The organism is Phytobacter diazotrophicus (assembly GCF_052061655.1).
In the GTDB taxonomy this organism is placed as follows: domain Bacteria; phylum Pseudomonadota; class Gammaproteobacteria; order Enterobacterales; family Enterobacteriaceae; genus Phytobacter; species Phytobacter diazotrophicus.
Genome location: NZ_CM125428.1, coordinates 2,632,867 through 2,645,099, shown reverse-complemented (window position 1 = coordinate 2,645,099; position 12,233 = coordinate 2,632,867). Strand labels below are relative to the sequence as shown.

Sequence of the window (12,233 nt, the reverse complement as noted above, 5' to 3'; positions counted from 1 at the left end):
CGTTATGACTGGCGGATTACCACACCTCTTCCGCTATCTGCGTAACCAGGCGCACTTTATCCCATTGTTGCTCTGCTGTCAGCGTGTTCCCCTCCTCCGTTGAGGCAAAACCACACTGCGGGCTCAGGCAAAGCTGGTTCAGACTGACATATTTCGCCGCTTCCTGTAAGCGCGCTTTGATGCCTTCCGGGTTCTCCAGCTCCCCATTTTTGGTGGTAATCAGCCCCAGCACCACCTGCTGTTTGCCTGGGCGAATAAAGCGCAGCGGCGCAAAATCACCGGAGCGGTCATTGTCATACTCAAGGTAGAACGCATCGACATTCACGCTGCCAAACAATACTTTCGCCACCGGCTCATAGCCGCCTTCGGAAATCCAGGTAGAGCGAAAATTGCCGCGACAGACGTGCAGACCAATCGTTAAGTCCGCCGGTTTGCCTTCCAGCGCTTTGTTCAGTACGCGGGCATAGATTCGCGCCAGCTCATCCGGGTCTTCACCACGCTCGACTATCTGGCGGCGCTGATCGTCAGAGCACAGGTAGGCCCAGACGGTATCGTCCAGTTGCAGATATCGACAACCTGCGGCGTAGAACGCATGGATCGCGTCACGCCAGGTGGTCGCAAGATCGTCAAAATAGTCTGCCAGGTCCGGGTAGACGGTGGCGTCGATATCTTTACGGCCACCACGGAAATGCAGCACGCTCGGGCTTGGAATGGTCATCTTCGGCTGGGCATTACCGCTGATGCTTTTCAGGTAAACAAAGTCTTCCAGCATTGGGTGATCGCCAAAACCGAGTTTCCCGGTCACCCGCACGCCGTGTGCTTTGGTCTGCACACCATTGAACTGGATGCCTTTATCCGCGTCGTAACGCTCAACGCCCTGCAGACCATCAAAGAAATCGAAATGCCACCAGGCGCGGCGGAACTCCCCGTCGGTCACCACATGCAAGCCGCAGTCACATTGCTGCTGAACCACCTGACGGATAGCCTCGTTTTCCACTGTACGCAGTTGCTGTGCGCTGATTGTGCCCTGCGCAAATTGTTGACGAGCCTGTTTAATGGCATCCGGACGCAGGAAGCTGCCTACTACGTCTGCGCGGAACGGGGCCTGATGACGCTGCTGCATGGTGATCTCCTTGCACGCCGGGCCAGATAGTTTCCCGGCGTGATAGTTCATTATTTGAATTTTTAGCCTTCTGGATGGCTAAACGTCCAAATAAAATGTCATACGCAGCATCTGTGTGGCAAACGAGATTTTCTCATCACACATGAAAAAAATTCATCTTGCCGCGAAACTGTACCCTTCATCTTCCCAGCCGGTTATCCCGCCGATCATAATTTTCACCGCCAGCCCCAACCGCGCCAGTTTGAGCGCCGCACGGTCTGCCCCATTACAATGGGGGCCTGCGCAATAGACAACAAAGAGGGTATCCTGGGGCCATTGCGCCATGCGTTCTGGTGTCATTTGCGAATGCGGCAGATGGATCGCGCCGGGAATATGGCGCCTGGCGAAGGTCTCCGGGCTGCCCACCACATGTAACAACACAAAATCTTGCTCCTCGTGGTTTAACGCGTGGTGAACGTCGGCGCAATCTGTCTCGACGCTCAGGCGGCGCAAAAAGTGGCTGGCGGTAATCTCAGGTGAGGCGGCAGGAACTTCCGATACATAGCTCATAGTGCTTTCTCCAGGTTTGTGTTAACACTAATGTAACGAAAACAGGACACAGCGACTGTATAGCTTTATGCCAGATAACCGCAAAAACATGACAATTTCACTGCCCCACGAACATCAACACCTGGTCGTCGCTCTCGCTTATGACGGTTTATGTACTTTTGAGTTTGGCGTCGCCGTGGAAATTTTTGGTCTGCCACGCCCCGAACTGGGCGAGAACTGGTATCGCTTCGCCGTTGCGGCGGTGGATGAAGGGGAACTGCGTGCGACCGGCGGTATCCGCATTGTGACCGAAGGCGGCGTGGAACTGCTCGAACAGGCCGATACAATCATTGTTCCAGGCTGGCGCGGCGCGCAAATGCCGGTACCGGAGACGCTTTGCCAGGCACTTCGCCAGGCCCATCAGCGCGGATGCCGGATAATGTCTATTTGCTCCGGGGTCTTCGTGCTTGCCGCGGCCGGGCTCCTCAACGGACGAAAAGCGACAACCCACTGGCGCTACACTGATCTGCTGCGTCAGCGCTATCCGGCAATCGAGGTGCTGGAAGATGCGCTCTACTATGATGAGGGCCGCGTGATGACCTCTGCGGGTAGCGCGGCAGGCATCGATCTGTGTCTGCATGTTGTCCGCACCGATTTCGGTCGCGACATCGCCAATAATGTTGCCCAGCGTCTGGTGGTTCAGCCCCACCGCGACGGGACACAGACGCAAAAAGTGACGGCACCGGTGGCCCGTTCGCGGGAGAGCCAGTCGCTGGGTAAACTGTTTGATTTTGTGCACCAGCAACTCGCCGCAAGCCATACCGTTGAGTCGCTGGCCCGTCATGTCGGCATGAGCCCGCGCACGTTTTTACGCCGGTTTGCGGAATCCACGGGCACTACACCCGCCCGCTGGATTTTGCAGGCCCGTCTGCGGCGGGCCGAAGAGTTGCTAACCCAGTCACGAATGAATATCGACGTGATTGCCGAACAAATCGGTTTTAGCAATGGTGCCGCCCTGCGTCATCATTTTCAGCAACATTACGCACTCACCCCAGGACAATTTCGCAAAAAATTTACGCTGGTGAATAAATAGTTCACATAATTAAGCTATTGTTTAGATTCAATGAGGTAGTATTCCATTCAACGCGGCAAATAACGAAAGGTAAGTGAGGTTAGTATTATTCGATAAAAGGAGAGTATCCATGTTAGGAAATATGCATGTTTTTATTACAGTGCTGGGAATCATTTTATTTTCTGGTTTTCTTGCTGCTTATTTTAGCCATAAATGGGACGACTAATGAACGGAGATAATCCCCCACTAAACAGGCCCCTCGCGCCGATACGCCGCGAGGGGCCTTCTTTTTTGTCGTAATGCAGGCAAAAAAAAACCGCCAGTTCACACTGACGGTAAAATGCTTGCATGGATAGATTTGTGTTTTGGTCTATACGCTACCCTGTAGCCACAGGATTAACGGATCACGTTTAATCTACCCATCGTTTCCTAAATAAAGACTAAACGATGGCAAACTAAGCCCCGGAATCACATTTGTCATGGCCTTAATGTGACGCCACGCAAAATAGTGGGCCTTTATTTCCCTTTCATTACCAGACTCGCTGCCTGCGTAAAAATGGCGTCCTCCACCCCGTCGCCCCTGTTTCTGCCCTGACGCTCTATCTCTTCGATGATATTGTCCCGATTAATAACCTTACCGCCCGAAATCAGCCCAATAACGGCGGCCCCAATGGCTAATCCAATGAGTCCCGTACGCTCGTCATTGAATTTCATACCGTTCCCTCACTTTTTGACCTCTTTGTTGGGTCAGAAAAAATTTAGCATAGGGTTTACAGGCCGCCATTCATCGAGGTTAAAAAGCGATAAAAATCTTACTGAATGCAGGGTTTTTAGAGGGGAAGTCACCATATTGCGTATCCTGATAATAGAGACGAAAGACATCAATTCCGGCTAATCATCTGATTTTGCAACGGGCAAAACTGCCATGTCGGCAGAGCGTTGCCTGGTAGCATTCTCTGCCCCGCAGGCGAAAAAAAATGTAACGAAACCTGACATTCTGCGACTAAAGCGTGAGAGGTAAGCGCGTTATGTAACGTATCCGTTGCCTTCTTCTGCGGCAGTGCTGTCTCCTAACGGGCCGAAAGAGGTCACCCCTGTGCGCAATAAAACCGCCATCGTCAGACTGAAGATCATGACCGCCTTTTACAGACCAGGCAGGTGCCATTTTTAACGGAGCATAAGAGTAAAAATACGCAGGCAAGAAGACGATAAACAAATAGGGGTATAAGAGAGGATAAAATTTAAACCCCGGCCTTCGCCAGGGCGTTTATTATGCAGCTAATCTTGCATTATTATTCAGTGCCACTTCAGCCCATAATGTTCGCGGACGACCTTTTCCAGTGCGACGCGATCAACGGTTACTGCCGCCCGTTCTTCGGGAATGGCCAGCCGATATTCGCAGCCGGGGATAATGGTAGTTAGCCGATGCAATCTTTTTTTATAACGGATCCATTTCATATTCATCCCCTACCTCTACAGCGCAATTCATTCTTGCTTTATTTTATTGTAGTCAGGGTAAACCTTGAGCGTAATGATAAAGATCATCTATTTATTTTGTTTTATGAAAAAAACTAACGGGATACAGATTGTGGTGGCACAAATGTTAACATAATACGTCTAAATTTGCGTATCTGATATACAAGCAAACGTACAAAAGATATTCAGCCATCCTTCATATGAAAGTTGCATTTAAAATAAATAATGCGTTGCGCAAACACGCGGCTATTTTACCAGTCTGTTTCAGAAATACGCTTTGACGCTCAGTATCCCGCTTAAAAATAACCCACGGGATATCTCTTTTAGCAGCAAAACGTTCTGTCAGACGACGGATTCTTCCTCATGTCGCTGTTTGTCATACTCTTTTTGCGCAGCCTCCAGAGTCGGACCATGTTCCAGCGCCCAGTGGTAAAGCGCCTCGAAAGGTTCACGCAGCGAATGTCCTAAAGGGGTAATGCTGTATTCCACCCCAACCGGCATGGTGAGCAGCACTTTTCGGTATATCAAACCGTTGCGTTCAAGGCGCTTGAGAGCATCAGCAAGCGCCTTGTGGGTAATGCCATCCAGGCGGCGACGGATCTCATTGAAGCGCGAGGGTTCCGTGCACAGTACGGTCAGGATCAGAATCGACCATTTGTTGGTGATGTGCTCAAGCACCGGACGCGTTTTTCCTACTTCTCTCAGGCTGTTGCAATCAATTTTTGTCATGTCGGTATATCCATTGATATCTGGTATAAACAAAGTGCGTAATTGATACTAAATATAAAACTTATATCATCTGTTTTCCACTCACTGAGGAGAGCAATGATGAACAGACTCAATAATAAAGTGTCCGTCGTACTGGGCGGAGCCAAAGGCATCGGTCTGGCGATTAGCCAACGTTTCGCCCACGAAGGTGCCGCCACCTGGTTTACGTCTCGTCGGGATGAAGAGTTGCAGGCCGCCGCTGCCACCATCGGAAACAATGCCCTGCCATTGCGCGCCGATGTCAGCCAACAAAGCGAGCTCATCCGAATTATGGAAAAAGTGCAGGCCGAATCCGGTCATATTGACGTGCTGGTGATTAACGCCGGTATGTCGGAACATGCGACGCTGGAACAGATTTCCGCCGATCATTTTGAGCAGATTTTTGGGCTGAATGTCCGCTCTCCGGTGTTTGCGTTGCAGGCGGCCCTGCCCCTGCTGAAACCCGGCGCCAGCGTGGTGTTAATTGGTTCGATAGCCGACGTTATTGGCTCGGAAGGTTATGGGGTCTACAGCGCCAGCAAAGCCGCACTGCGATCTTTTGCACGTACCTGGACACGTGAACTCGCCCCTCGCGGTATTAGGGTGAATGTCGTCGCACCTGGTCCGGTGGACACGGAGATGATGGCCGCCGCATCGGAGGCGTTCCGTCAGGGGATCATTAGCGCCATTCCGTTAGGCAGAATGGGCACGCCGGAGGAAATTGCCAGCGCCGCGCTGTTCCTTGCCAGTGATGACAGTCGCTATATCGCCGGTGCGGAAATTTGCGTCGATGGCGGGCTGACCCAGGTGTAATAAAGACCGTGCTGTAAAGAGGCCGCTATGCGGCCTTTAATCAAACCCTTTTATATTCTGGAAAACAAAGGGGTAAAAATTGTCTTTATTGGCAAGCTTGTTCATGTGGCTGCGGTGCAATTTCCACAGCCCAGTGTCACGATCATCTAATATCCACATCGCCAAAGCAGCGGCCCGTTCTGGCAATGAAACACGTCGTGACTGGCCGCCTGTGCAGTATATTAGTGTAATTCAGAGAGAATTCTGTCCGGCGATACGCTGCCCAGGAAAGTATGGGCGGAGCTATCGAGCACAACCATCGCGGGCGTTACCTCTACGCCCAGCCGGTCTGCAAGTGCAGATTGTTGAATGATCAGATTTTTACATTTTTCCGTGCTGTCATTTGCCGGTAAAAATCCCGCCATCGCATTTTGCAGGCTTTTCGGACGATCTGACGCACACCATACTCTGGCCATATCTTCGATAACCGAATCTTTTATTGATGACGGAACCACTGTCAGAAATGACATGGTCAAACCTGCATCCGTATATTTCTTTATATTTTTGACGACGAAGCTGCAATAGACGCACTGATTATCTACAAAAACTAACAACTTGTGTTTTTCCGGACTGGCCTGAAAGGTAATAGGTTCAAGCGCAGGTAAAGAGTGTGAGATATCTTCATAGGCCATCTGCGGCGTGGTATCAGTGGCGGGGACAGACGACGCCAGCGCTGCAGAACTGGCTGAAATCATAAAAACTGCACTTAATGCTTTAAGAAAACCCCTCATTCCCTTTTTCCTTCCTGATTTGGTATCGGATTAACGCTACTGTGACGGTGCCAGTAAACGCCTTATCCATTATTTTTTCAGCATTTTATTGCATAACTGTGTGTCGTTTCGTTTAAGCAGGTCATCCCCGCAAGTCCGAACAGTGAAGCTGCGACATCACCTGCCACCACACTGGTGCATCCATAATGTCCTGAATAACGCCCATTATCGTCATTTAAGCCATTCCTTTCTTCCTTATGATTCTTCCATCGAATCAATTGTGACTGAAAGGAACCTGCTATGAACATCGCTACACACTCCAGTAAAGGCACAGCCGTGATCACCGGTGCATCAACCGGCATCGGTGCTATTTACGCCAATCGCCTGGCACGCATGGGTTACGACCTGATTATTGTTGCCCGCAATCACAACCGCCTGAATCAGATGGCAAGCCATATCACCGCCGATACGGCCCGCAATGTTGAGGTGGTGGCGGCCGATCTTGGCGATGCCCAACAACTTAACGCCCTGGAGAAAAAACTGCGCGACGATGCCAGCATCACTTTACTGGTCAACAATGCGGGCACGGGCACACACACGCCGCTGTTATCCAGCGATGTCGACCAGATGCAGGCGATGATTAACCTGAACGTGGTTGCGCTGACTCGCCTGACGTACGCCGTTGTTCCCGGATTCGTCGCACGTGGCAACGGCGCCATCATCAACATCTCTTCCATCGTCAGCATCGCACCGGAATTGTTAAACGGTGTTTACGGCGGAACAAAAGCTTTTGTGCTGGCCTTTAGTCACTCCTTGCACCACGAACTGGCCGACAAAGGAATACAGATCCAGGCCGTATTGCCAGGCGCAACGGCAACACCGTTCTGGGATAACGGCGGACTCCCGCTGGAGCAACTCGATAAAGCGATAGTTATGAGCCCTTATGACCTGGTGGATGCCGCGCTCGCGGGCTTTCTGCGCGGTGAACTTGTCACCATCCCTTCTTTGCACAACGAAGCAGAGTGGCTGGCGATGGAAAACAGCCGCAAGGCCATGATGCAACACCTTTCGAGCAATACCCCGGCTGAACGCTACCGCGACAGCGCTGGTCGCTAACCCTTTTATCCAACAGGAATGACATGATGAAACTCACCGGAAATACTCTTTTTATTACGGGCGGCACCTCAGGTATTGGTCGCGCCATCGCCGAAAAATTTCACCAGCTTGGCAATCAGGTGATCATCTCTGGTCGTCGTAAGGCGCTCCTGGAGAGCGTGACTGCCGCCAATCCGGGTATGGATTATGTGGTCCTGGATGTCACCAGTGCTTCAGATATTAAAAACGCGGCACAGCAAGTACTGTCTCGCTATCCGGCGCTGAACGTAGTGATAAATAACGCAGGGATTATGCCGTTTGATAATCCCGCCGCGGAACTGGATGACGAGATTGCCACCACGCTGCTGGATACCAATCTGCTGGGCACCGTTCGGGTGAGCGCCGCGTTTGTTGAGCATCTGAAACAGCAAGATGATGCGGTACTGATCAACAACAGTTCCATACTGGCCTTTTTGCCACTGGTCACTAACGCGCTCTATTCCGCAACCAAAGCCGCGATCCACTCTTATACCCTTTCCCAGCGCTTTTTGCTCCGCGACGCGGGAGTGAGCGTGATAGAGATTGCACCGCCGTGGGTGGACACCGATCTGATCTACAAAAGTGGCGATGCACGGGCAATGCCCTTAGCAGACTTTATCGAACAGACCTTCGAGAAACTGGCTACGGATAACCCCGAAGCCATTGTCGATAGCGTGCTCCCTGCCCGCGCCAACCCCGGTGCGAATGAACACGCAATGGTGAACGCGTTTAATCAGGCGATGGTTGAAAACCCAATCCCGGTTGCGTGATCGGATGTCGGGCAGGCAACTGCCCTTCGCTGGAGTTTATGATGCAAAACCACATTTCCACGCCGCAACGCCGCGCGCTCTGGGCGCTGAGTATTGCTTATTTTATTCAGGCAACAGGTTCCCTTTCCGTTGCCGGTAGCCTGGCGCCCATTTCCCATGAATGGGGACTGAGCGATGCGCAAAGCGCCCGTTTGCTCTCTATTTTCGGCCTGACGTTTGCCCTGGGTGCGCCGCTGGCGCAAGTGATGTTTGGCACGATGATGCGCAGAACCCAGGTCCTGGCAGGCATGCTGGTGTTCGCGCTGGGGGCCGCTATTTTTGCCGTCGCGCCGAATTACGCATTGCTGGTCATATCGCGTATTGTGATGGGGCTGGGGGCGTCGCTGATAGGTCCGGTGCTGGTGGCGTTGGGCGCTGAGTTAGTGTCCCCCAGGGAGCGTGGCAGCGCCATTGCCATGATTTTGCTGGGCGTGTCGATGGCAAGTATGGTGGGTATTCCGCTGGCCGCGTGGATAGCCAATGCCTGGGGGGCACGGTGTTTGTTTACCCTTGTCGCGCTGGTAAGTCTGATCACCGCTACAGGTGTGTGGCTGCTGGTGCCGAATGAGGTTAAAGGCGTCGATATCCGTTTGCGTCATGTCGGCCAGGTGCTGACCGACGGTAAATCGCTGTCCGCGTTTTTGGTGGTCTTTTTTATCACCTCCGGGGTATACGATATGTATGCGTTTATCTCGCCGATGATCCGCGACCGCTGGCACGGTGCGGCCACCGATGTCTCTATCGCGTTAACGGTTATTGGCGTGGCAGGCATACTGGGCAACCTTTTTGTCAGTCGTGCTGCACGCGTTTACAGTGCGGAGCGTTTACTGATCATCGGTATGACCTTGCTGGTCGCAGATATGCTGCTGATAACGCTGCTACCCGCTCAACTGGCGTGGTTGTTTATCCTGCTGGTGGTGTGGGCCTTTTCAACGGACCTGCTATGGCCAACGCAGCAGCGGCGCATCGTGGAAATCTCCTCAGCAGAAACGCGGGGGATTTCGCTGGCTTTAACCAGCGCCTTTATGTTCTGCGGTATTGGTTTTGGCTCAGCGGTCGCGTCCTGGCTTTATCCTCTGAGCGGTTTTTACGGTGTGATGATAAGCTCGATGCTGTTTTTGTTGCTGGCATTGGCCAGCCTGGGTATATCGGAGCGGCTACGCGCCCGTTCTGCGCAATGGGTAAATGTTGAATTGCCATAAAGAGGTTGCAATGCACCGGATAGGATTGATTATTTCTGACCACTTTCAGATGCTGGCATTGTCGACATTGACGGTATTTGAGTTTGCCAACTTCGTGGCTGAAAAGCCTTTTTACCAGTTGACAGTCTATTCCGAATCCGGTGGCAAGGTGCGTTCCTCCTCTGGTATTGGCGTGGATTCCGAACAGTTGAGCGACGAAACCCTGGTTGATTCCTGGCTGGTGGCGGGGGTGCTTTCCCCGGTAGAGGAGCCCGCAAGCCCGGCGGTGATTCATTTTCTGCAAACCTCTGCCCGAAAAGCACGCCGTATCGCGGGCATCTGCACCGGCGCCTTTGTGCTGGCACAGGCCGGGCTTCTGGCGCAAAAACGGGCCACCACACACTGGGCGCACTCCCGCAGTTTCACCACGCTGCATCCCGGCGTTCAGCTTGAAGATGACCGTATCTTTATTATCGATGACACCATCTGGACTTCGGCAGGGATGACCGCCGGGTTGGATATGGCGCTCGGTATGGTGGAAAAAGATCTGGGCGCGGAGATTGCCCGTATTGTGGCACATCGCCTGGTCATGAATCAGCGCCGTTCAGGTGGCCAGACACAGCATTCCGAAATGCTGGCGCTGGCGCCTCGCTCAGATCGCCTGCAAAGCGCACTCGAATATGCCCGCAACAACCTGCATAAAACGCTGACGGTAGAACTGCTGGCCGATGCCGTGCATGTCAGCGCCCGCCAGCTCAGCCGCCTGTTTCGTCAGGAAACGGGGAAATCTCCGGCGAAAGCTATCGAAGGATTACGGCTGGAAGCGGCAAGATTGATGATTGAACAAAGCCGCCTCTCCCTGGATACCATTGCCCGTGAAGCCGGTTTTCGCGACCGGCGTCATATGCGGGAGGTTTTTATTCGCGGCTATGGTATTCCGCCGCAGTCACTCCGTACGGGCAGGTAGTATTAAGCAGTAAGGTGCGTGTCTGCCCGCGTCCCCGGTTTTTGCAGACTCGCTTTTCGGTAGACGGACGGGGTGATGCCATAGCGTTTTTTAAAGGCTTTGGTGAATGATGACAGCGACAAAAAACCACACCTTTCGGCAATGATATCCACCGCCAGAACCCTTTCATCAATTAGTAACCGCGAGGCCAGCGCCATACGCAAATGTGTCAGCCACGATTGTGGCGTCTGGTGATAACTGTGCGCAAAATATCGGGCAAAGGTTGCGCGCGATAAAAAACAGCGCTCAGCCATTAACTCAAGGGTCCACGGGTACGCCGGATCCGCGAACACTGCTAATAACGCAGGCGTCAGACGCTTATCACTCATCAGCCGGAGCATACCCGGAGGCGGTTCTCGCAGTGAAAGTAAAATCCGCAGCATCATCGCCAGCAGCGTATTTGCCAGCCCTTTAACCATCGCCATACTGCCTGGCAAACTGTTCTGGCTTTCACGGACTAACATCGTCAGCAACATTTCCAGCTCCGGAAAGCTTTTGCGCTCCGCAGGCTGAAGATGGATTAGCTCGCTCTCTTCGGCGAACAGCCAGGTGCAGTCCGCCCCAAAATAAAACTCCCCGCACAACACCTCGACGGACGGTCCCGGACCTTCCGTGCGTACCTGCGTCAAAATGCCATTATGATGCCCCTGCGCGGGTACCACTTGTCCCCAGTCCACCAGGCTTTCAAGGATATGGGGCGAACCCTGAGGAAGCAGCAGAATATCTCCGGCACGCACGTTAAGGGTTTTACCTGCAATGTGCAGGCGCGCCTCCCCCCGCATAATGACATGCCATGGCACAATGCCGGCTGGCAGTTGCTGATGGTCAGCAGCCCATCGCCCGTTAAACCGACAATGAAGGTTAACCACGCATTGCGGTGCCAGCACAGCCAGTAATGAACTGAGGTTATCCACGCGCACTCCTGAGACGATAAGACAAAAAATAGCGGATTTGGGGGCAATAATAGCATGGCCTGCGCCCTATGATGTGTCCATCGCCAATACGGTGGCGCACATTAACTGACAGGAGAACACCATGAGCCGTTTAACCGCAATTCAGGTCGAAAATGCCACAGGCAAAACTGCCGAACTTTTCACAATGATCAAACGCGCAATGGGTAAAGTGCCAAACGCGTATCAGACGATAGGTATCGCGCCCGAGATCCTGGGCCAGGCGCTGCAACACAATGCCACGCTGGCAAAAAGTACGCTGAGTAAACAGGAGCTGGAAGCCATTAACCTGGTCGTGAGTGAACTCTCCGGCTGCGATTACTGCCTGGCCGCGCATACCTTAACGGGCAAAATGGCCGGTTACAGCCTCGCGCAAACGCAGGCACTGCGCCGGGGCGAATATCCGGATGATGCCCGTATTGATGCGCTGGTGAAATTCGTCGCAACCGTGGTCTCAACCCGCGGAACGCTGGCGGAAGAGACGGTAACCCGCTTCCTGGCGGCAGGTTTTAACGACCACCAGGTTATAGAAATAATCAGTGCGATCAGCGCGATTCTGTTCACCAACATGGTCAACCGCGTCAACAATACCGTGGTGGATTTTCCACCCGTAAACTAAACACACTCGGACATTAAGATTTCTAT

The 12,233-nt window shown here is 52.7% G+C and carries 15 protein-coding genes and 1 pseudogene; 9 read left to right on the top strand and 7 right to left on the bottom strand.

The window, feature by feature from the left end:
- Positions 1-16: 16 nt before the first annotated feature.
- Both ACS0RQ_RS13010 and ACS0RQ_RS13005 read right to left on the bottom strand, forming a co-directional pair.
- Positions 17-1,123: a cobalamin-independent methionine synthase II family protein gene (locus ACS0RQ_RS13010; RefSeq protein WP_039078915.1), complete on the bottom strand. Its 1,107-nt coding sequence runs from the start codon at positions 1,121-1,123 to the stop codon at positions 17-19.
- 153 nt (positions 1,124-1,276) lie between these two features.
- Positions 1,277-1,672, bottom strand: coding sequence for a rhodanese-like domain-containing protein (locus ACS0RQ_RS13005; RefSeq protein ID WP_039078914.1), 396 nt, complete (start codon positions 1,670-1,672; stop codon positions 1,277-1,279).
- Between the two features lie 67 nt (positions 1,673-1,739).
- Between ACS0RQ_RS13005 and ftrA the strand changes: the two genes are divergently transcribed.
- Positions 1,740-2,744: a transcriptional regulator FtrA gene (gene ftrA, locus ACS0RQ_RS13000; RefSeq protein WP_039078913.1), complete on the top strand. Its 1,005-nt coding sequence runs from the start codon at positions 1,740-1,742 to the stop codon at positions 2,742-2,744.
- Positions 2,745-2,853: 109 nt separating this feature from the next.
- Positions 2,854-2,949, top strand: a complete 96-nt coding sequence (gene mgtS, locus ACS0RQ_RS12995) for a protein MgtS (RefSeq protein ID WP_271850549.1) — start codon at positions 2,854-2,856, stop codon at positions 2,947-2,949.
- A gap of 290 nt (positions 2,950-3,239) precedes the next feature.
- On the opposite strand, the gene ACS0RQ_RS12990 is transcribed toward mgtS, so the two are convergent.
- From ACS0RQ_RS12990 to ACS0RQ_RS12980, 3 genes are all read right to left on the bottom strand, one after another.
- Positions 3,240-3,437: a hypothetical protein gene (locus ACS0RQ_RS12990; RefSeq protein WP_039078911.1), complete on the bottom strand. Its 198-nt coding sequence runs from the start codon at positions 3,435-3,437 to the stop codon at positions 3,240-3,242.
- Between the two features lie 582 nt (positions 3,438-4,019).
- The gene (locus tag ACS0RQ_RS12985; protein WP_158276519.1) at positions 4,020-4,181 is read right to left on the bottom strand and encodes a hypothetical protein; all 162 of its coding nucleotides are present in this window, start codon (positions 4,179-4,181) and stop codon (positions 4,020-4,022) included.
- A 360-nt stretch (positions 4,182-4,541) separates the two neighbouring features.
- A complete protein-coding gene (locus ACS0RQ_RS12980; RefSeq protein ID WP_271850550.1) occupies positions 4,542-4,928 on the bottom strand; it encodes a winged helix-turn-helix transcriptional regulator in 387 nt (128 codons plus the stop codon).
- A 99-nt stretch (positions 4,929-5,027) separates the two neighbouring features.
- On the opposite strand from ACS0RQ_RS12980, the gene ACS0RQ_RS12975 reads away from it, so the two are divergent.
- Together ACS0RQ_RS12975 and ACS0RQ_RS12970 are read left to right on the top strand one after the other, a co-directional pair.
- Positions 5,028-5,759 carry an SDR family NAD(P)-dependent oxidoreductase gene (locus tag ACS0RQ_RS12975; RefSeq protein WP_039078909.1) on the top strand — a complete coding sequence of 244 codons (732 nt, stop codon included), beginning with the start codon at positions 5,028-5,030 and terminating at the stop codon, positions 5,757-5,759.
- Between the two features lie 48 nt (positions 5,760-5,807).
- A pseudogene (locus ACS0RQ_RS12970) lies at positions 5,808-5,903 on the top strand (MBL fold metallo-hydrolase); the annotation flags it as partial.
- A gap of 77 nt (positions 5,904-5,980) precedes the next feature.
- Here the strand turns inward: ACS0RQ_RS12970 and ACS0RQ_RS12965 are convergent.
- Positions 5,981-6,529 (bottom strand): thioredoxin fold domain-containing protein, encoded by a 549-nt coding sequence (locus tag ACS0RQ_RS12965; protein ID WP_132441142.1) that lies wholly within the window; start codon positions 6,527-6,529, stop codon positions 5,981-5,983.
- Between the two features lie 279 nt (positions 6,530-6,808).
- Between ACS0RQ_RS12965 and ACS0RQ_RS12960 the strand changes: the two genes are divergently transcribed.
- From ACS0RQ_RS12960 to ACS0RQ_RS12945, 4 genes are read left to right on the top strand one after another with little or no spacing between them, the layout of a single operon-like run.
- Positions 6,809-7,624, top strand: a complete 816-nt coding sequence (locus ACS0RQ_RS12960) for an SDR family NAD(P)-dependent oxidoreductase (protein ID WP_271850551.1) — start codon at positions 6,809-6,811, stop codon at positions 7,622-7,624.
- Between the two features lie 26 nt (positions 7,625-7,650).
- The gene (locus ACS0RQ_RS12955) at positions 7,651-8,412 is read left to right on the top strand and encodes an SDR family oxidoreductase (protein WP_334312440.1); all 762 of its coding nucleotides are present in this window, start codon (positions 7,651-7,653) and stop codon (positions 8,410-8,412) included.
- Positions 8,413-8,453: 41 nt separating this feature from the next.
- Entirely contained in the window at positions 8,454-9,653 is a 1,200-nt protein-coding gene (locus ACS0RQ_RS12950; RefSeq protein ID WP_271850585.1) for an MFS transporter, read from the top strand.
- A gap of 10 nt (positions 9,654-9,663) precedes the next feature.
- Positions 9,664-10,599: a GlxA family transcriptional regulator gene (locus ACS0RQ_RS12945; RefSeq protein WP_039078904.1), complete on the top strand. Its 936-nt coding sequence runs from the start codon at positions 9,664-9,666 to the stop codon at positions 10,597-10,599.
- Between the two features lie 2 nt (positions 10,600-10,601).
- Here ACS0RQ_RS12945 and ACS0RQ_RS12940 read toward each other — a convergent pair whose 3' ends face one another.
- Complete coding sequence (locus tag ACS0RQ_RS12940) at positions 10,602-11,552, bottom strand: AraC family transcriptional regulator (protein WP_271850553.1); 951 nt, start codon at positions 11,550-11,552, stop codon at positions 10,602-10,604.
- A gap of 121 nt (positions 11,553-11,673) precedes the next feature.
- On the opposite strand from ACS0RQ_RS12940, the gene ACS0RQ_RS12935 reads away from it, so the two are divergent.
- On the top strand, positions 11,674-12,207 hold the full coding sequence (locus ACS0RQ_RS12935; protein WP_271850554.1) for a carboxymuconolactone decarboxylase family protein: 534 nt from the start codon (positions 11,674-11,676) through the stop codon (positions 12,205-12,207).
- Positions 12,208-12,233 lie beyond the last annotated feature (26 nt).

Excerpts from the sequence above, each read along its gene's own strand:
- ACS0RQ_RS13010 (WP_039078915.1), bottom strand. The coding sequence starts at position 1,123 with ATGCAGCAGCGTCATCAGGCCCCGTTCCGCGCAGACGTAGTAGGCAGC.
- ACS0RQ_RS13005 (WP_039078914.1), bottom strand. The coding sequence starts at position 1,672 with ATGAGCTATGTATCGGAAGTTCCTGCCGCCTCACCTGAGATTACCGCC.
- ftrA (WP_039078913.1), top strand. The coding sequence starts at position 1,740 with ATGCCAGATAACCGCAAAAACATGACAATTTCACTGCCCCACGAACAT.
- mgtS (WP_271850549.1), top strand. The coding sequence starts at position 2,854 with ATGTTAGGAAATATGCATGTTTTTATTACAGTGCTGGGAATCATTTTA.
- ACS0RQ_RS12990 (WP_039078911.1), bottom strand. The coding sequence starts at position 3,437 with ATGAAATTCAATGACGAGCGTACGGGACTCATTGGATTAGCCATTGGG.
- ACS0RQ_RS12985 (WP_158276519.1), bottom strand. The coding sequence starts at position 4,181 with ATGAAATGGATCCGTTATAAAAAAAGATTGCATCGGCTAACTACCATT.
- ACS0RQ_RS12980 (WP_271850550.1), bottom strand. The coding sequence starts at position 4,928 with ATGACAAAAATTGATTGCAACAGCCTGAGAGAAGTAGGAAAAACGCGT.
- ACS0RQ_RS12975 (WP_039078909.1), top strand. The coding sequence starts at position 5,028 with ATGAACAGACTCAATAATAAAGTGTCCGTCGTACTGGGCGGAGCCAAA.
- ACS0RQ_RS12965 (WP_132441142.1), bottom strand. The coding sequence starts at position 6,529 with ATGAGGGGTTTTCTTAAAGCATTAAGTGCAGTTTTTATGATTTCAGCC.
- ACS0RQ_RS12960 (WP_271850551.1), top strand. The coding sequence starts at position 6,809 with ATGAACATCGCTACACACTCCAGTAAAGGCACAGCCGTGATCACCGGT.
- ACS0RQ_RS12955 (WP_334312440.1), top strand. The coding sequence starts at position 7,651 with ATGAAACTCACCGGAAATACTCTTTTTATTACGGGCGGCACCTCAGGT.
- ACS0RQ_RS12950 (WP_271850585.1), top strand. The coding sequence starts at position 8,454 with ATGCAAAACCACATTTCCACGCCGCAACGCCGCGCGCTCTGGGCGCTG.
- ACS0RQ_RS12945 (WP_039078904.1), top strand. The coding sequence starts at position 9,664 with ATGCACCGGATAGGATTGATTATTTCTGACCACTTTCAGATGCTGGCA.
- ACS0RQ_RS12935 (WP_271850554.1), top strand. The coding sequence starts at position 11,674 with ATGAGCCGTTTAACCGCAATTCAGGTCGAAAATGCCACAGGCAAAACT.